Origin of the sequence: Shewanella sp. Sh95, assembly GCF_001308045.1 — a bacterium.
Classification (GTDB): Bacteria; Pseudomonadota; Gammaproteobacteria; order Enterobacterales; family Shewanellaceae; genus Shewanella; species Shewanella xiamenensis.
Window position 1 is genome coordinate 23935 of the sequence record NZ_LGYY01000025.1, and the last position, 17674, is coordinate 41608.

At 44.9% G+C, this 17674-nt stretch carries 14 protein-coding genes and 1 riboswitch; of the genes, 9 read left to right on the forward strand and 5 right to left on the reverse strand.

Going from position 1 to position 17674, the window contains the following annotated elements:
• Positions 1 to 52: 52 nt before the first annotated feature.
• Genes AEA42_RS01965 through AEA42_RS01980 form a run of 4 tightly spaced genes read right to left on the reverse strand, consistent with a single transcriptional unit; the run spans position 53 to position 3219 of the window.
• The gene (locus AEA42_RS01965) at positions 53 to 1453 is read right to left on the reverse strand and encodes a hypothetical protein (RefSeq protein WP_055646806.1); all 1401 of its coding nucleotides are present in this window, start codon (positions 1451 to 1453) and stop codon (positions 53 to 55) included.
• Positions 1450 to 1992 carry a peptide deformylase gene (def, locus tag AEA42_RS01970; protein WP_055646807.1) on the reverse strand — a complete coding sequence of 181 codons (543 nt, stop codon included), beginning with the start codon at positions 1990 to 1992 and terminating at the stop codon, positions 1450 to 1452. The genes AEA42_RS01965 and def overlap by 4 nt, the downstream gene beginning before the upstream one ends.
• Before the next feature lie 54 nt (positions 1993 to 2046).
• A complete protein-coding gene (locus tag AEA42_RS01975) occupies positions 2047 to 2259 on the reverse strand; it encodes a SlyX family protein (protein WP_037414894.1) in 213 nt (70 codons plus the stop codon).
• Between the two features lie 9 nt (positions 2260 to 2268).
• Positions 2269 to 3219 (reverse strand): hypothetical protein, encoded by a 951-nt coding sequence (locus tag AEA42_RS01980; RefSeq protein ID WP_055646808.1) that lies wholly within the window; start codon positions 3217 to 3219, stop codon positions 2269 to 2271.
• Positions 3220 to 3372: 153 nt separating this feature from the next.
• On the opposite strand from AEA42_RS01980, the gene fkpA reads away from it, so the two are divergent.
• From fkpA to katB, 6 genes are all read left to right on the forward strand, one after another.
• Positions 3373 to 4143, forward strand: coding sequence for an FKBP-type peptidyl-prolyl cis-trans isomerase (gene fkpA, locus AEA42_RS01985; RefSeq protein WP_037414884.1), 771 nt, complete (start codon positions 3373 to 3375; stop codon positions 4141 to 4143).
• A gap of 562 nt (positions 4144 to 4705) precedes the next feature.
• Positions 4706 to 7318, forward strand: coding sequence for an extracellular exonuclease ExeM (gene exeM / locus AEA42_RS01990; protein WP_055646809.1), 2613 nt, complete (start codon positions 4706 to 4708; stop codon positions 7316 to 7318).
• A gap of 144 nt (positions 7319 to 7462) precedes the next feature.
• Entirely contained in the window at positions 7463 to 7918 is a 456-nt protein-coding gene (locus AEA42_RS01995) for a hypothetical protein (RefSeq protein WP_055646810.1), read from the forward strand.
• Between the two features lie 108 nt (positions 7919 to 8026).
• Entirely contained in the window at positions 8027 to 8464 is a 438-nt protein-coding gene (locus AEA42_RS02000) for a hotdog fold thioesterase (RefSeq protein ID WP_037426162.1), read from the forward strand.
• 52 nt (positions 8465 to 8516) lie between these two features.
• A complete protein-coding gene (locus AEA42_RS02005) occupies positions 8517 to 8756 on the forward strand; it encodes a YgjV family protein (RefSeq protein ID WP_037414872.1) in 240 nt (79 codons plus the stop codon).
• Between the two features lie 359 nt (positions 8757 to 9115).
• Positions 9116 to 10576: a catalase KatB gene (gene katB / locus AEA42_RS02010; protein WP_037426167.1), complete on the forward strand. Its 1461-nt coding sequence runs from the start codon at positions 9116 to 9118 to the stop codon at positions 10574 to 10576.
• Positions 10577 to 10654: 78 nt separating this feature from the next.
• Here katB and AEA42_RS02015 read toward each other — a convergent pair whose 3' ends face one another.
• Complete coding sequence (locus AEA42_RS02015; RefSeq protein WP_037414866.1) at positions 10655 to 11209, reverse strand: TMEM165/GDT1 family protein; 555 nt, start codon at positions 11207 to 11209, stop codon at positions 10655 to 10657.
• A gap of 405 nt (positions 11210 to 11614) precedes the next feature.
• Positions 11615 to 11708, forward strand: a riboswitch (cyclic di-GMP riboswitch).
• 124 nt (positions 11709 to 11832) lie between these two features.
• Between AEA42_RS02015 and gbpA the strand changes: the two genes are divergently transcribed.
• The 3 genes from gbpA (at position 11833) to AEA42_RS02030 (ending at position 17440) form a co-directional block, all read left to right on the forward strand.
• Positions 11833 to 13308 (forward strand): N-acetylglucosamine-binding protein GbpA, encoded by a 1476-nt coding sequence (gene gbpA, locus AEA42_RS02020; protein WP_051714045.1) that lies wholly within the window; start codon positions 11833 to 11835, stop codon positions 13306 to 13308.
• Between the two features lie 581 nt (positions 13309 to 13889).
• Positions 13890 to 15065 carry an aromatic amino acid transport family protein gene (locus tag AEA42_RS02025; RefSeq protein ID WP_055646813.1) on the forward strand — a complete coding sequence of 392 codons (1176 nt, stop codon included), beginning with the start codon at positions 13890 to 13892 and terminating at the stop codon, positions 15063 to 15065.
• A gap of 218 nt (positions 15066 to 15283) precedes the next feature.
• Positions 15284 to 17440 carry a S46 family peptidase gene (locus AEA42_RS02030; RefSeq protein WP_055646811.1) on the forward strand — a complete coding sequence of 719 codons (2157 nt, stop codon included), beginning with the start codon at positions 15284 to 15286 and terminating at the stop codon, positions 17438 to 17440.
• Positions 17441 to 17674: the final 234 nt, after the last annotated feature.

Sequence of the window (17674 nt, forward strand, 5' to 3'; positions counted from 1 at the left end):
GTGATTGTAAAAACTTAATGACACTCGTTTTATTCAAACATTCACCGCTCGGTTAAATGATTATTGAATAAATTCGGGTGTAATTACCAGTATCAATTGCCCAGACCAAGGTGGTCTTGCCTGCGGCAACGTCAATTTTGGCCGGTGGTGCTTTATCCAATTGCAGTGTGTATTCGCCAGGATTGAGATAACGCCTGCCAATTTGTGCCTGTTTCGGCAGTGTTAACCAACTACGGCGATCCGCCTGTTCGGTAACAACGTTAAAAATCTGCATAGCAATACTGCCAATATCGGCGGCATTATTGCCGGGTTTACCACTTTTTTCGACTTGATAAGCCATTTCCGATTTGGCATAAACCCTTGCAACTTGGCGGACTAAGGTTCCGGGTAAATCTTCTTTCAAGGCGGTAATCGCTAAGGCATCAATATTGGCGATAGGTTCAGTTTTAAGCACTGTGCCTAAGCCCTGTACTTGTGTCTCTGGCACATAGCTATTGTTTGGCCCATAGGTCGCTAGAGACACGGTTTGCCAGTTGCCATGGATAGTGAAGGGCACTGTGAGCGCTTGTTTTTCGGGGACAAAGCCCTTTTCGACCATCAACACTACTTGGCCTTCACCCGCTTTAGGCAGTTTGGCATCGCCCCAGCGCTTTTTAAACTCATCGTATTGCGGCATGCCGAGTTGTTTGGCAAGGCGGACCAAATCCTGTTGCAGATACGTGTTATCAGGAGTGATTTGTGCTGCTTTACGGTAATCGATAAAGGCATCGTTTGGTTCACCAAGCACTTCGTGTAGTACGCCCGTCGTGTAATAGCTATAAGCATTTAGGAAGGAGCTGGTGACTGTGCCTGCCGCTTGCCCAAGTTTATTCACTTCGGCATCGACCGTACCATTAGCCATAGCTTGTACCGATTTTTGCGATTTTTGATAGCGTTCTTGCTCTGAACTTTGCAATTCGTTACTACGACGAACTTCCACTAGCGCGCCTTGATAGTCGCCGCTGAATAGGTAATTGAGCGCCTGATATTGGTGCAGCATAATGCGCTCAAAGCCCGGGCCGCGGTAGGGAATCGCATTGTCATTTAACACTAAGCTTGTCGCCGTCGCGCCGATATCGCTGGCGCTAATCTTGGCTTTATCATCAAAGGCGGTGTAGGCCGCCACCGCTTGCTCGTAGTATTTTTTACTGCTGGCAAAATCCCCCGCAACTTGAGCGATGCGCCCCGCTTCTTGAGCGTAAAGCAAACCGTCATTGCCTTGGATATTACTGGCTAATTTGTCGATATCCGCCATGGGCGTCGCGGTATTGAGATCTTGTTTGATTGGCGCGATTTGTGCCGGATAATTGATAAAAATACTGTTATAGGCACAGCCGCTCGAACCGAAGATGGCGGCGAGCATCAATGTGCTGATGGTGGGTCTGATAAAAGAGTGAATGAAGGTGGTGTTCATGCCTGTGGGTTACCTTCTTGTGCCATTAGTGTTTGCTGTGGCATTTGTGAACGCTCAAGCAAAGTGATCCCTTGAAGATGATCAAATTCATGTTGGAAAATACGTGCAATAAAACCCGTTAATTCGGCGTGTTGCCACTGTCCCGCTAGGTTTTGATAGCGCACAACTATACTGTGGTGACGCCAAATGGTAAACCGTTGTCCTGGGACAGATAAACAGCCTTCCTCACCTTTTTCGAGTTGTAAAGATGCCAACTCGATGTGTGGATTAACCACTACAACGGGCTCCATTAGCGGTGCATCGGGGTAACGCTCGTTTGGCCGTGATGCCATGATAAATAGCGCTAGCGGGCTGTGCACTTGTGGGGCAGCGATACCGACGCCTTTTGCCTCTACCATGCTTGCTACCATTTGCGATGCTAACTGACTGAGCGTTTCATCAAAGTCGCGTACTTCAATTGCCTGTTGTTTTAAAATGGCTTCCCCTACCTGGGCAATCGGTAGCGGCTGACAGGAGTGTTGTATCTCATTTTTAAACATCGCATTCCCTGGATATTTAGTCTTCATCGTTTGGCTGACGATTTTAGTTCGTTATTAATAATGGGGTGGCGGCGTTTCTTCAGCTTGGGTGGCAATATTGCTGGGCTCCATTGCCTGCAACTTGCCAACTAATAACTGGATCTGGTGCTGTTGATGAGCCACAAGTCGATTCAGCTTAATCACCTCTTGGTTTAATTCTTCGACAGTGAGTTCTTGAAAAGCTAATTTAGTTTGCAGCTCTTCAATTTGTTGTTGTACACCTTGCATGGCTAACCTCTATTGTTGCCAAGTCTCAACTAAGCCTTGGCTACTGATACTAACGACTTTATTGGTATCTCGAATTGCCACAGAGTATACAACGGCTCCTCGGTTTTGGCTGTTTTTCGTCAACGCAATTTGCCATTGTGCAATAGGTTTACCCGAACTGCGTTGCCAGAGTATGACTTCGCGGGCGGGAGTTCCCGTTAATAACTGCTTGTCTTGCTCAGTAAAACGTACTGCTGAAAAGGTCATTTGGCGACGATTAATTGCTAATTGATTTAAAAGTTTACCGGTTGAGTTGTCCCAAATTTTTGCTTCATTCGTACTGCCATTGGTAAAGCTTAAACTACCACTGTCGTTCAGTGCCACCTTAGTCACCCGGCTACCAAGATCCCAAGTGTGGATTGGTTGTCCGGTTTGTGCCTGCCATAAAATGGCCTGCATATCATTTGACCCTGTGAGTGCGATGCGACCATCCGCCGACAGTGCAACCGTATTGACGCGTTCTTTATGGCCTAAGAATTTAATCAGTGCCGTTTTGGCCGCATTCAGAGACATTACGCTGCCATCGTTTAAACCAATAAGCAAAACCCCATTGTTGGCTACCGCAACACTTTCTCCCGATGCGGGCAGTGACCACCAACCTACGGATTTTCCGTCGGCTATTGTCCATAGTGCTACTGAATCGCGGCTTAACGATGCAGCGAACTCTCCATTAGGTGAAATGGCTGTGCTGGCTACGCCTGTATTAAGGTCGCCATGCACCCATTGGTATTTAAGGCTGTGCTGGGTTAAATCCCAACATTGGACTCCTTGATTCTGAGTTGCGACAATTGCGAGAGTGCCATCACTCGAGAGACTTGCACTGTAAGAAGGGTCTTTTGAGAGCACGCGAATATCTTCGGCTTTAGGATAGCAAGCCGTCAAAAAAATCGTGCAAATTACCAGCAGTAGGGTTTTCTTCATGAACTTGCTCCTAAAGTTGGTGTCTCTAACTCGGTAGAGTGAAATTAATCACAGTTAACCCATAAAGAATCTAGTTGGTATAACCCAGATAACTAGTATAAAGTTGTCGCGCTTAGGTTATTGTAACCGCTTGAGGATGCTGAGGAAGCTTTAATGAAATCGATTTATAAATTATCGTTAGTTGCATTGGCTGTTATTGGCCTATCTGCTTGTAATCAAGAAGAAAAAGCAACAAATGCAAGCACAAATGTTGAATTAACGACAGAAGCACAAAAAGAAGCCTATAGTGTGGGTGCTTCAATCGGTCGTTATATGTCTGGTCATATTAAAGAGCAAGAAGAATTAGGCCTACCAGTTGACCGCACGCTGATCGTGACAGGTTTTACTAATGGTTTGAATGATCAGCTGAAGTTAACTGAAGAAGAAATGCAAACCATTCTTCAAAGTTTAGACAAAAAATTAAACGACAAACGTACAGAACAAGCTAAAGCCATTGCGGCGAAAAATCTCGAGGATAGCAAAAAGTTCCTTGAAGAAAACAAAGCTAAGCCAGGCGTAGTCACCACTGAATCGGGCTTGCAATACGAAGTACTCACTCCTGGTTCAGGTGAAAAGCCAGCGGCTGAAGACACGGTTGAAGTAGATTACGTAGGTACTCTGATTGATGGCAAAGAGTTTGATAGCTCTTACAAACGTGGTGAAACGGCTAAATTTCCATTGAATCGTGTTATTCCTGGTTGGACCGAAGGCGTACAGTTAATGCCTGTTGGTGCTAAGTACAAGTTTGTTATCCCTGCAAACTTAGCTTACGGTGAACGTGATACTGGAACGATTCCACCAAACTCAACGCTGATTTTTGAAGTTGAGTTGAAATCAATTGAGAAAGCACAAGCTGCACCTGCTGCTGAACCCGCTAAGAAGTAATTTTTAGTTACAGTATGCTTTTATAAAAATACCGCCTTTGGGCGGTATTTTTTTATGCTGTTAAATCCTACTTTTGTTTTAATTCATTAGCAAACCGAGTTATAACAGGCTATTTAGCTTTGTTAGTGTTTTATTTTGCTATTTGAATAACAAGATATTGCTGTATCAATAAGCCATTATTTTAGAACGATGGAATACTGATTAAGTTTTAAATGAATAACGCATATTTAAAGCAACAAATTTAATACGCTTATTCAGAATGGCATGTTTAAAAATATCATAAAAATATCATATTTTTTTGCGATTATTATTTGTTCACCTAGGTTAACTAGGGGGACTGGATGTCTTTTTCTTACTTATTGTTTTATCGCTGTTTAATAATTTTGTGTTATGGCACTGTTCTGAATGTAAGACAATTTACTCTGTAAAATTACATTTCCATCAATATGTTATGCATGCATAGTGAGATCTTGCCCCCTTTTTTTAGCCCTACAAGTCTGGAATAATCCGCCCGCACGTTAATAAAAATTAGCGGCAATATTATAATAATGGGGTTGTTGATATGGAAAATGTTAATAAGTTGACGGCTATTTCTTTAGCTGTAGCCGCGGCGTTGCCTATGATGGCAAGTGCTGATGTCATAATCACTGAGTATGTTGAAGGTAGCTCTAATAACAAAGCTATCGAATTGTATAACAGCGGTGATGCGGCAATTGATCTCACAGGTTATAAGCTCGTTCGTTATAAAGATGGCGCAACAGATGCGTCAGATATGCAAGTATTAGATGGCCAGAGCATTGCGCCTAAAGCCACTAAAGTGATTCTCAATTCAAGCGGTGTTATTACCCTGCCACAAGGCGTCGATAGTTTTTCTGGTAGCTTAAGCTTTAACGGCGGTGATGCTGTCGCTTTGGTTAAAGATGGCGCCGTGGTTGATATTATTGGTGATGTGCCAACGCCAGTCGGTTGGGGACTTGATGTTACCCTTAAGCGTAAACTAGACTCATTAGTCGCAAATACCGTCTTTAATGCTGCCCAGTGGGAACAATTACCTAAAGATACTTTCACTGGTCTTGGTTCTCTGAATACGCCAACCGCACCAGAAACACCTGTATTTAGTTGCAGTGGCGCGAAAATTGTTCCTATTTATCAAGTACAAGGTGCTGGAGAATCTAGCCCTTATGTTCCTCAAGGTGCATTTGAGTCTGAAAGTGAAGTGACGGTTCGCGGGGTGGTGACTGCCCGTGGCGAGAGTTTGTTCAAAGGTTTTTATTTGCAAGAAGTGAAGGGTGATAACTCGCCATATACTTCCGATGGTGTATTTGTCTTTTTAGGTGAAACACCGCCAGCAGCGATACAACCTGGGGTTGAAATCTGTGTTCAGGGTAAGGTCAAGGAATACTTCGGTCTAACCCAAATTGATATTAAAACCGATAAAAAATTTGAAGTGGGCGCGAAGGGGGAAGTTCCTGTCGCAGCGCCTTTCTATGTTGCCGAGGGAGAAACATTAGCGCAGGCTTTAGAGCGTTATGAAGGCATGAACGTGCTATTAGATGCGGGCAGTGATCTGAAGATCAGCCGCACCTTTAGCTTCGACTATGCGGGCAAGCGTAATAACATGTTGGTGTCTTACAAAGAACCCTTGATGAAGCCAACCCAGTTATACCCAGCGCTTTCTCCAGAGGCAACGGCATTAGTTAAATCTAACCTAGAAAATCAGCTGTTTATCGAATCCGATTACAAACCTGCTGACGGTGTAATTCCTTACTTCCCTGACTTTAATGCTGAAACAGGTTATATCCGCGTCGGTGATCAATTGACCAATCTGCAAGGGGTGATTGGTTATAGCTACGGGGCTTACCGTTTAGTGGCTACGAACACTATTACTGCTGGCGATTTTATCCGCGGCGATGATAGAACAGATGCACCAAGTGTGGCGACTAAAGGTGATATCCGTGTGGCCAGCTTTAACGTACTGAACTTCTTCAATGATGTTGTGGGTGGTGATACTAACCCATCGGGTGGCAACCGCGGCGCATTGACCGAAGAAGAAATGCTGTTACAACGTGCGAAAATCGTTAGTGCCATTACTGCCATGAATGCCGATATCGTTGGCTTGATGGAAATTGCTAACAACGGTTTTGGCGAAAAGAGCGCGATTAAGAACTTAGTCGATGCCTTAAACGAGAAGCAAACTGCTGAAAATGCTTACAGCTATATTGAAATCGTCGATGAAGATAAATACGACGGTAAGTACTTCGGTAGCGATGCGATTACCGTTGGTATGCTGTACCGTGCGGGTAAAGTAAGCCTTGCAGGTGCTGCTCGCACTATTGATACCCCAGAGCAACATGCGAGTGCAGGCAGTGTGACTCGCATTAAAGAGGGTAAGACTGAGACTAACCCAGGTAACGATGCTTACCAACGCCACAGCTTAGCGCAAACCTTTAAGATCCATAATGAAAATCTAACCGTTGTTGTTAACCATCTGAAATCAAAAGGCTCAGGCTGTTTGGAGGATTGGGTTAACTTCGAAGAGTCTGTTGATCCTGCGGATCAACAGGGTAAGTGTAATGCTTTCCGCGTGTCAGCAGCTAAAGTGATCGGTGAAGCGTTGAAAGACGTAAAAGGCGATTTACTGGTTATCGGTGATATGAATGCCTACGGTATGGAAGATCCTATCCGTGTATTGACCGACTACGATGCGAGCAAGTCTGATCGTGCAATCATGACCGCCTCTTGGACAACCTTAAATGGCAAAGTGTTTGAACGCCAAGGCAGCAAGATTGAGAAAGGTTATGGTCTTATCAATCTCAATACTAAAGCTCACGGTACTGGCACTTACTCATACAGCTACAATGGTGAGTTAGGCAACCTTGACCATGCCTTGGCAAACACTAGTCTCGCCAAGCGTTTAGTGGATATTGAAGATTGGCATATCAACTCTGTGGAGTCTACCCTGTTCGAATACGGCAAAAAATTCTCAGGTAATCTCGTAAAATCTGAAAATGCGTTTTCTGCTTCAGACCATGACCCTGTGATAGTTGCATTAAGCTATCCAGCACCTGTTGAGCCACCAAAACCTGAGCCAAAGCCTAAGGATGATGGTGGAGCACTAGGTTACTTAGGCTTAGCCTTGTTATCACTATTTGGATTACAGCGCCGTCGCCGTTAAATACGTGTTAATACGCTCACAACTTATTTTGTGAGCTAAACTCAGAGCTAAGGGATGGTTTTACCATCCCTTTTTATTGAGCTGGTTTTATCGTGTTTTCATCGTATTTCATGGGAATGAGTCTTGAGCCCAACGGAGAAAAAGATGGTTGTGAGTACACCCAAGCATTCCATTGGTGTTACCAAGGCGCCATTGTGGTTTTACGTTATCGCAGTCGTTAGTTTGCTTTGGAATATCATGGGATTATTGGCCTTTGTTATTCAAATGACTATGACGCCAGACGCCATGGCGCAGATGAGTCCTGATCAGATTAAGCTCTATGAATCGACACCCGCTTGGCTCAACTTTGTGTTTGGTTTTGCAGTGGTTTCTGGCGTTATCGGTTGCCTGTTTCTACTGATTAAAAAAGCCTTCTCTTATAAAGTGTTGCTCGCGTCACTGGTGGCGGTATTGGTGCAGATGGGTTATGTATTTGGGATTCAGCAGGCGGCAGCGGTATTAGGCTCTGATGCTCTTGTGATGCCAAGTGTAGTGATCCTTTGGGGGATTTTCTTAGTTTGGTTTAGTCGTTTGGCTGTCACAAAACATTGGTTAAGTTAGTCGTAGCGTTTCCTTGCCGTACAGAACAGGTTAAGCGATGGCTTATGTGTTGAACTTCAGTCACTTCTTAGTAAACTGCTAGCTGGTTTTCTTTACTAGGATGTTGAAATGAGTATTTGGTTTAGACCGGTAAGCTTAGAGGATTGTGCCCGTTTAGATGCTGGTATGGGGGGCAAAGGCACCTTGATGCAGACCCTAGGGATTGAGATCAGCGAGATTGGCGATGACTTTATGAAGGCGACTATGCCTGCCACGCCCGCCGTACATAATCCCTTAGGCATTGTCCATGGGGGCGCGAACGTTGCCTTAGCCGAAACGGTTGCCAGTTATGCGGCAAACTTTGCGGTGGATTTCGAGCAATATTATTGTGTCGGACAAGAGATTAACGCCAACCATTTACGTGCTTCACGTAATGGCGTGCTAACCGCAACGGCAAAACCCATTCATCTGGGGAAACGCAGCTCGGTATGGGAAATCTTAATCCATAATAGTGCAGGGGAGTTGACCTGTATCTCACGGATGACAGCAGCGGTAGTTAAACGCTAATGCAGATTAACCAACCTGTTTCAATGTATAAATCGATAAATAAGGTTTTAATATGGATAGTGCAATGATTTGGGAATGGGTTGGTTATTTGGCGTCTGTGGTAGTAGCTATCTCTTTGATGATGTCAAACATCAAGAAGTTACGTTGGTTGAATTTGCTTGGGGCGGCACTGTTTGTTGCTTATGGGATGGCGATACAGGCTTATCCTGTTGCAGCGGTTAACTTTTTTATTGTACTCATCGATGCTTATTATCTTGTTGTTATCTACCGTGAGCAGCTAAGCCAAAAGTAAGTTTGGAGGTTGGTTTCGATGCAAGTCCTAACCAATCTGCTTATTTTTCATACCTTTAATTTTAGTCCTCAGTGTAAAACTCATATCTTCCATCAGTCGGGGATACCCTTTAATGGGTTTTACTCTCCAGATATTAAACAATAATACTGTCTGCACTTAAGTGATGACAGTGAGTATTTCTTAGTCTTAATCTTTAAAGTAGATTGTTTAAATCTGTATTAATCGTTTTATTAGATGTCATCTTTTCTCTATTCTAGCTCCATCGACAACACGTCGCCTGCCAAGGAGATAAGCCATGGCTACTATTTTCGATTTAATTGAATCTTGGATTCACACTAAAAAAGACTAAGGAGCAAGATATGAGTCAACAGTATTTAACCAGCCAGAGCGGTTCCCCTATTGCAGACGATCAAAACTCGTTGTCAGCGGGTGAACGTGGTCCTTTACTCCTACAAGATTGGCATTTAATTGAAAAGCTTGCTCATTTTAACCGTGAGCGTATTCCTGAGCGTGTAGTACATGCTAAAGGGACTGGTGTATACGGGACTTTTACCCTCACAAAAGACTTAAGTGATTACACTATTGCTGACCATTTCAATGGTGTGGGTAAGCAAACTGAAACCTTCGTGCGTTTCTCAACCGTTGGCGGTGAAATGGGCTCTGCCGATGCCGAGCGTGACCCCCGTGGTTTTGGTCTGCGCTTCTATACTGCTCGTGGTAATCACGACATAGTGGGTAACAATACGCCGACTTTCTTTCTGCGTGATGGCATTAAGTTCCCGGATTTTATCCATACTCAAAAGCGCAACCCATTGACCAACCTTAAAGATCCACAAGCGATGTGGGACTTCTGGTCATTAAACCCTGAAGCTATGCATCAGGTGACGATTTTGATGTCAGACCGTGGTATTCCGGCAAACTACCGCCAAATGCACGGCTATGGTTCGCATACTTTCTCGTTCTGGAATACTAAAGGCGAGCGTTTCTGGGTGAAGTTTCACTTTAAATCGCAGCAAGGCGTAGTGAACTTAACCAACGAACAGGCTGATAAGTTAAAAGGGATTGACCCTGATTCATCGCAACGCGATATGGTGGTGGCGATCACCGATGGCAATTTCCCGCGTTGGACAGTGAATGTGCAGATTATGCCTGAAGCTGATGCCAACACTTACCATATCAACCCATTTGATTTAACTAAGGTTTGGCCACATGGTGATTACCCATTAATTGAAATCGGTGTGTTAGAGCTAAACCGTTTACCGCAAAACTACTTTGCGGAAGTCGAGCAAGTGGCCTTAGCACCGAGTAACTTAGTGCCTGGTGTAGGCGCATCACCAGATAAAATGTTACAGGCACGTTTGTTCGCCTATGCCGATGCCCAGCGTTATCGTATTGGCGCGAATTACAACCAATTGCCAGTAAACTGTCCACATGCGGCTAAAGCCAATCATCATCAACGTGCAGGCGCAATGGCGGGAACTCAATGTCCTTACCATGGCAGTCAAACAGGTGGCGATGCTTCAGCAAACTATGGCCCTAATAGCACTGCGGGCGCCTTGGTAGAACCGGCAAACTTTGCTGAGCCACCACTGCGTTTAGATGGCGAAGCGGCGCGTTACAGCCGATACAATCAGGATGATTACACCCAAGCCGGTAATTTGTACCGCATCTTCAGCGAAGATGAAAAAGCCCGCTTAGTGGAAACCATTTCAGGCTCACTGCGTCAAGCGAGTTTAGATGTACAGCAACGTATGCTGGCACATTTCCAAAAAGCTGATGCTGATTACGGTCAACGGATCCAAACCGCATTAGGGCTATAAGTTAATCTACTAACCCATAGCAAAGGCCTGTGATATCACAGGCCTTTTAATTATTTAAAATTCAATTGATTAGTTGAATTAATAGATTAAGGTTGCGACCCCAAGTAGGGCAAACAAAATCGCGCAGCCCCTGTGGATCCACTTCATCGGTAATTTTTCGGCACTAAAATGGCCCGCAATCACCACTGGCACGTTCGCCAGCAACATACCCAAAGTGGTACCTGCAACCACCATGGCTAAGGCATCGTATTTTGCGGCTAACACGACAGTCGCGATCTGGGTTTTATCGCCCATTTCGGCAATAAAGAACAGAATAAAGGTCGCGACAAAGGGGCCCATTTTATAGAAACGGCTTTCTTCAGCATCCACTTTGTCGGGGATTAACACCCAAAGGGCAATCGCGAAGAAGGAGGCGGCAACCAAGTAACGCGCTACATCAGGACTCACCCAGTTAATGGCCCATTGTCCAAGCCATGCGGCGGCAAAATGGTTAAACAGGGTTGAGAGCAAAATCCCCATAATGATCGCGGTTTTATTTTTAAATCTTGCAGCGAGTAAGAGAGCAAGCAGTTGAGTTTTATCGCCAATCTCGGCGATAGCAACCGTAAAGGTTGAGGCGAGTAACGCTTCCAAGTGTGATCCTTTTAGGGGTGGTTTTTGACATAAGCACAATAGACCGTCCACCCCTAGGTGCGGTTATTGTGCTCAGGTCTTGCAAGACAAATCGATGATTTGCTGTGAACACCATGGCATGCGGCCAAGTATGTTGACGTTCACCCTAGATATTGATGACTCAAAATCCAGTTAGCTACTCCCCCGAAGCGAGGTGGGCATTATACCCAAGTCGCGATCCGTTTCAAGGTTAAACTTATCAAGATTAAAAGCATAAAATCTGGCAGGTGCCAAAAAAATACCGATTCACATTCTGTAATTCATTGAATTGTAATAATTTAATTTTTGACAGCGTTGTCTTTTGTTGTTAGTTTAGCCGCATCTCAGTCTTTGAGTTACATCCTGTTAACTTAATCAATTGAGATCCACCGTATTGGGCAAACTAATTGAAAAATTAGGACGCAAAGCCTCCGGTCTAAGGTTGTAAAAGGATGTTAACTAAGATAGCGGGGTTGCTGTAGAATTCAGCGAATATATTGAATTCTTTAAAAAATAAACGGCTTTGCTTAATGCTGTTTTGCCTAAATACCACTTTTATACCAATGCCAATCTTTTATTGAATGGCCCCTACGGAGTACATTAAAGTGGAACATCTGACTGCTTTTTCTCAATCAACTGTCCCTAAATTTGCAATTCCTAAGCTTACTCAGTTAAGCCTAGTAGCATTAGCCTTGACTGCCGGAAGTTCGTTGCTGAGCCAAACGGCATCGGCTCATGGTTATGTTATATCACCAGAGTCTCGCTCCTACGCCTGTAAAACGGGCAGCAACGTCAACTGTGGCGCCATTCAGTGGGAGCCGCAAAGTGTTGAAGGTCCTTCTGGATTCCCTGAGTCTGGCCCTGCTGACGGTAAAATTGCTAGTGCGGCAAATGGGGCATTTTCTCCTTTGGATGAACAGAGCCCAAGTCGTTGGTCTAAGCGCGATATCAAAGCGGGTTGGAATGACTTTTCTTGGCAGTTTACTGCTAACCACGTTACCCGCAATTGGCGTTACTATTTAACTCGTCAAGGCTGGGATCAAAATCAAGCTCTGAGCCGCGCAAGCTTTGACTTAGCCCCCTTCTGTGTGATCGACGGTGGCATGGTGCAACCGCCAAAGCTAGTGACTCATAATTGTTATGTGCCTGAAGATAGAACGGGTTATCACGTTATCTTGGCCGTGTGGGAAGTGGGTGACACCACCAACAGCTTCTACAATGCCATCGATGTAAACTTGAGCTCAGGCGCTGTGGTGCCGGGCGAGTGGACCGATATTGGTGATATTAATCCGTCACTCGATCTTAAAGCGGGTGATAAGGTAATGACGCGGGTGTTTGATGCTAATGGTGAACAAAGCGCTAAGCAAACCCAAATTACCATTGCCGATGCCACCCAAGGTGCTAAGCAAAATTGGCCATTCCTTTTAGCTAGCGCGATTAATGCTCAGCAGCCACAACTTAAAGCTGGGCAGAAGAATGCGGCTGGTGTGATTTCACCTGTGTATGGCAAAAATGAGATTTTTGCCGCGCCTAAGTCGGGCTTAGAGCGAGTGGAAGTGAGCTTTGATATTGCGCCAGCACCGGGAAATCAGCTTAATGTCACCTCCTTGGCCGATGATTACACCATTGTTGATGGTGCGGCGCAGGTCAGCTTTGATGTGAGTACCAATGCGGATATGCAGGTTTCGGCCTATTTATTTAGCCACGATGGCACCGCAGCAGGTTATGTGACGCAGGCGGTAAACAATACCAGCGCGAGTTTTGTGTTGGATGTCGTTGCCCCTAAGGCAGGACATTATCATTTACAAGTGAAAGCCGAGCCTAAACAAGGTGAAGTTATCCAGCAAAACTTTGATCTTTTCCTAAAAGATCAAGCCACTGCACCGGATGCTGACTTTGTCTTCCCTGAGGGAATAAAAAGCTATGCAGCGGGCACTAAAGTGCTACAACCTAAAACTGGTAAAGTCTATCAATGTAAACCTTGGCCCTACAGTGGCTATTGTGTGCAATGGTCACCAACTGCAACGGGTTTTGAACCTGGCGTAGGTAGCTCTTGGACCATGGCTTGGACTGAGCTGTAATTTAACATTTTGAGTGATTGTTAAATTCAACGGAATGGACTTAAGCATATGGAGGGTGTTTAAGTCCATTATCAGCGCGTTTGTGATGTTGCAAAGGCCAAATTAACCTTACGATGATTTTAATCGCGCATTTGGCGTATTTTCACAAAGGTAGCGATTTTGTTGGTTTGTATGTTTTCGTTTATCACTGCGCTATTGAGTTGTTACCATTAGGCGCACCTTCTATCTTTGTTCACAACTGGCTTGCCCACTGGGATTGGCTCTGTTAATGTCCCTAGCTATCTTCTATTACGCGCGTTGTCGCTGTTTTGCTAAGGCAATCACGGTTGAAATTAATGTCACTTTTCTGCAAACGATTTAGTTAGCCTCAATGGCTACTGGGTTGAAATATTCAAAAGCTATTGGGGCCAATTGATCTGCTCTATCGAGATCGGATTGGATGCTTTAAGTTTAGTGACGCTTTTCGTTTGAGATTGCTGTTGGCTTAATCACAGAGTGCGCAAGGCTTTATCCTTCAAATCTACTCAAAAACCTTAAAAAAATAATTAATACTTGAACAGGATAATTGTGTGAATTCAAAAATGTTAGGCTCGATAGCCATCGTCGCGGGAACCGCCATTGGCGCGGGAATGTTAGCCTTACCCTTAGCCACGGCTGCGTTAGGTATGATCCCCGCTATTTTATTGATGGTGGTTATTTGGGGGCTGTCAGCCTATACCTCATTGTTAATGCTTGAGATTAACCTTCGTTCTGGTGTGGGCGATAATGTCCATGCGATTACTGGCAAATTACTCGGTAAGAAAGGCCAAATGGTGCAAGGCGCATCGTTCCTTAGCTTACTCTTTGCCTTAACGGCGGCGTATCTAACAGGAGGCTCATCGCTATTAGTGCTCAAAGCGCAAAATATGTTTGATATCGTGTTAGATAACCAACTTGCGGTGGTGTTATTCACCTTAGTACTGGGCGGGTTTGCGGCATTAGGCGTGGCTTGGGTCGATAAAGTGTCGCGCTTTTTGTTCTCATTGATGATTTTATTGCTGATTGTTGTCGTGCTGTTTTTATTACCTGAAGTCAGTATTTCCAGTATGGCAACCAATGCGATGACGCAATCCTTGACCAGCAGTTGGATGGCGGCGATCCCTGTGGTATTTACCTCCTTTGGTTTTCACGTGTGTATTGCAACCTTAGTGCGTTATTTAGATGGTGATGCCGCCTCGCTGCGTAAGGTATTGTTAATAGGTTCAACGATTCCGCTTGCCTGTTATATCTTTTGGTTGTTAGTGACCTTAGGCACTGTGGGGGGCAATGAAATCAGTGGCTTTAATGGTTCTTTGCCAGCGCTTATCAGTGCGTTACAAGAGATTGCCCATACGCCTTGGATCAGTAAATGTATTTCGCTATTCGCGGATTTAGCTTTAATTACCTCTTTCCTCGGGGTGACCTTAAGTTTGTATGATTTTGTGGCAGAACTCACCCGCGCTAATAAGACCTTTTTGGGGCGGACGCAAACCTGGTTATTAACCTTTGTGCCGCCATTGTTATGCGCGCTCTATGTGCCCGAAGGCTTTGTTGCCGTATTAGGCTTTGCTGCGGTGCCGCTGGTGGTGATGATTATTTTTCTGCCGATTGTGATGGCGCTACGTCAACGTCAAGCCGTGCCCCAAGGATACCAAGTGTCAGGCGGAACATTTACCCTTGGACTTGCAGGTCTGTTGGGAGCCATCATTATTGGTGCTCAGCTATTTGTCGCACTTTAAACTGCGGCAATTGAGCACATTTAAACTTGTAGTGCTTAGTTAATGTATTTGCTTTGTAAGCGAATTTTTCTGAGTCTGTTATAAAGTGCGTACGATATGCTAAAGTCAGGCTCTGTGCCTGACTTTTTACTTTCTGGCTGTCGGGTAAGTGATTCACATCATACGTAGAAATAGCCTCGCAAGCGCACGGCTTTCTTTATCAAAACGGACTTAAGACAATGAAAAAATGGTTACTCTCAGTTGCTGTGGCGGCGAGTTTTGCTTCCCATGCTGACGAAGGTATGTGGCAGCCCCATCAATTGCCCGCAATGGCCGATGAACTCAAAGCGAAAGGCTTAGAAATTGATGCTAAATCAATCTCTAAACTTACCGAATTCCCGATGAATGCCGTGATAAGCCTTGGTGGCTGTACGGCATCTTTTGTATCACCCAAAGGCTTAGTGGTGACTAACCATCACTGTGCCTATGGTTCGATTCAATACAATTCCACTCCTGAGAAAAATCTCCTTCAGGACGGTTTTTTAGCTAAAACCTTTGCCGATGAATTACCCGCAGCCCCAGGCTCTCGGGTATATGTGACTGAAGATGTCACCAATGTTACTGAACGCGTTAAAGCTGGGCTAGAAAACAAAACGGGCCGTGAGTTTTATCAAGGGATTGAAAACCAAGAGAAAGCCCTCGTTGCCGAGTGTGAAAAAGACGAAGGCTATCGTTGCCAGGTGTATAGCTTCCACGGTGGCTTGGAATACTATCTGGTTAAACAGCTAGAAATCCGCGACGTGCGTTTAGTCTACAATCCTGCGGGCAGCGTTGGTAAATACGGTGGCGATATCGATAACTGGATGTGGCCACGTCATACGGGCGACTATTCTTTCTACCGCGCCTATGTGTCTAAAAATGGTAAACCTGCAGAATTTAGCGCTGACAACGTGCCTTATGAGCCAAAGAGTTTCTTAAAAGTATCAGCCAAAGGCGTGAGTGAAGGTGACTTTGTGATGGTAGCGGGTTACCCCGGCCGCACAAATCGTTATCGCACCGCGACTGAAGTTCAAAATGAGTTTGAGTGGGCTTATCCCGAAGGCAAAATGCTGCGTGAGCGCTTTATTGAAATCATTAAAGCAACTGCGCCAGAGGGCAGTGACGAGCGGATTAAGTATGAGAGCCAAATCGCGGGCTTAGCAAACTATGCTAAAAACTTCACTTCGATGATCGAGTTCTACGGCAAATCGACTATGTTGGCCGACCGTAAAGCCCTTGAAGCTAAACTGGCTGAGTGGATCGCTAAAGACAGCAGCCGTGAGGCTAAATACGGTAAAACCTTAGCCGAATTAGATGCCTTGATTGCTAAGAGCAAAGCGCACCAAGAACGGGATATGATTTTAAGCTACATCAGTAGCACCACTATGTTACCAACGGCGACGAATCTGTACCGTTTAGCCCATGAAAAGCAACTGCCTGATATGCAGCGTGAACCAGGCTTCCAAGACCGTGATATGACTCGCTTTAAGGCAAGCATGGAACGTATTGATCGTCGTTATGCCGCGAGTGTCGATAAGGCCGTACTCTTAGATATGCTAAAGCGTTATGCCGCGTTACCTGAAGCGCAGCGTTTACCTGCGATGGATAAAGCCTTTGGTATCGATAACAAGGTTAACGAAGCTAAGCTTGCTAAAACCTTAGATAAAATGTACGCCAAAACCGAACTCGGTAATAAAGATGTGCGTTTAGCTTGGATGGAAAAATCCGTCGACGACTTTAAAGCCTCTAAGGATCCTTTTATTCAATTTGCGGTGGCCATGTATGACACCAATATGAGCGAAGAGAAGAAAGAAAAAGAATTAGATGGCGAGCTGATGAAAGTGCGTCCGCAATATATGGATGCCATTATTGCCTATAACCTTGAGCAGGGTAAGCCCGTTTACGCCGATGCGAACTCTAGCCTGCGTGTTACGGTTGGCCATGTGAAAGGTTATTCGCCAAAAGATGGTTTAGTGGCTGTGCCATTCACTCGTCTTGAAGGCATAGTGCAAAAGGACACGGGAATTGATCCATTCGATGCACCGAAAAAGCAGTTAGAGCTTATTAAACAGAAGCAATACGGTGATTTCTATATGAAATCCATCGATTCTGTGCCTGTAAACTTCCTGTCGACCTTAGATACCACCGGTGGTAACTCAGGTTCACCTACCTTAAACGGCCGTGCCGAATTAGTGGGTCTGCTGTTCGATGGTGTATATGAAAGCATTATCGGTGGTTGGGCATTTGATAATGAAATTAACCGCTCTATTCATGTCGATAGCCGTTATATGTTGTGGGTAATGAAATATTTGGATGGTGCCGACAATCTCTTAGCTGAGATGGAAATCGTTAAATAATCCATTGCCGGATTAGCGTCACTGCGGTCAAAGCAAGACAATAAAAAGCGATAAACCCATAGGGCTTATCGCTTTTTCATTTTGAGATGATAAAACGACCCAATGCCCTGAAGGATCCCCTCATAAATCAGCCATAGCATAGCCATATTTGAGCAACTGATTGGCGAATAATACCCAGGCCGCCAGCAATTCTTTCTCCGTGATTTGATAATCAGGCCGCCTGAGTACCTCCAA

Bases quoted from the DNA above. Each gene is read 5' to 3' on its own strand.
- katB (WP_037426167.1), top strand. From the start codon at position 9,116: ATGAGTCAACAGTATTTAACCAGCCAGAGCGGTTCCCCTATTGCAGAC.
- AEA42_RS01995 (WP_055646810.1), top strand. From the start codon at position 7,463: ATGGTTGTGAGTACACCCAAGCATTCCATTGGTGTTACCAAGGCGCCA.
- AEA42_RS01975 (WP_037414894.1), bottom strand. From the start codon at position 2,259: ATGCAAGGTGTACAACAACAAATTGAAGAGCTGCAAACTAAATTAGCT.
- AEA42_RS02000 (WP_037426162.1), top strand. From the start codon at position 8,027: ATGAGTATTTGGTTTAGACCGGTAAGCTTAGAGGATTGTGCCCGTTTA.
- AEA42_RS02025 (WP_055646813.1), top strand. From the start codon at position 13,890: ATGTTAGGCTCGATAGCCATCGTCGCGGGAACCGCCATTGGCGCGGGA.
- exeM (WP_055646809.1), top strand. From the start codon at position 4,706: ATGGAAAATGTTAATAAGTTGACGGCTATTTCTTTAGCTGTAGCCGCG.
- AEA42_RS01965 (WP_055646806.1), bottom strand. From the start codon at position 1,453: ATGAACACCACCTTCATTCACTCTTTTATCAGACCCACCATCAGCACA.
- AEA42_RS02005 (WP_037414872.1), top strand. From the start codon at position 8,517: ATGGATAGTGCAATGATTTGGGAATGGGTTGGTTATTTGGCGTCTGTG.
- def (WP_055646807.1), bottom strand. From the start codon at position 1,992: ATGTTTAAAAATGAGATACAACACTCCTGTCAGCCGCTACCGATTGCC.
- AEA42_RS02030 (WP_055646811.1), top strand. From the start codon at position 15,284: ATGAAAAAATGGTTACTCTCAGTTGCTGTGGCGGCGAGTTTTGCTTCC.
- fkpA (WP_037414884.1), top strand. From the start codon at position 3,373: ATGAAATCGATTTATAAATTATCGTTAGTTGCATTGGCTGTTATTGGC.
- AEA42_RS01980 (WP_055646808.1), bottom strand. From the start codon at position 3,219: ATGAAGAAAACCCTACTGCTGGTAATTTGCACGATTTTTTTGACGGCT.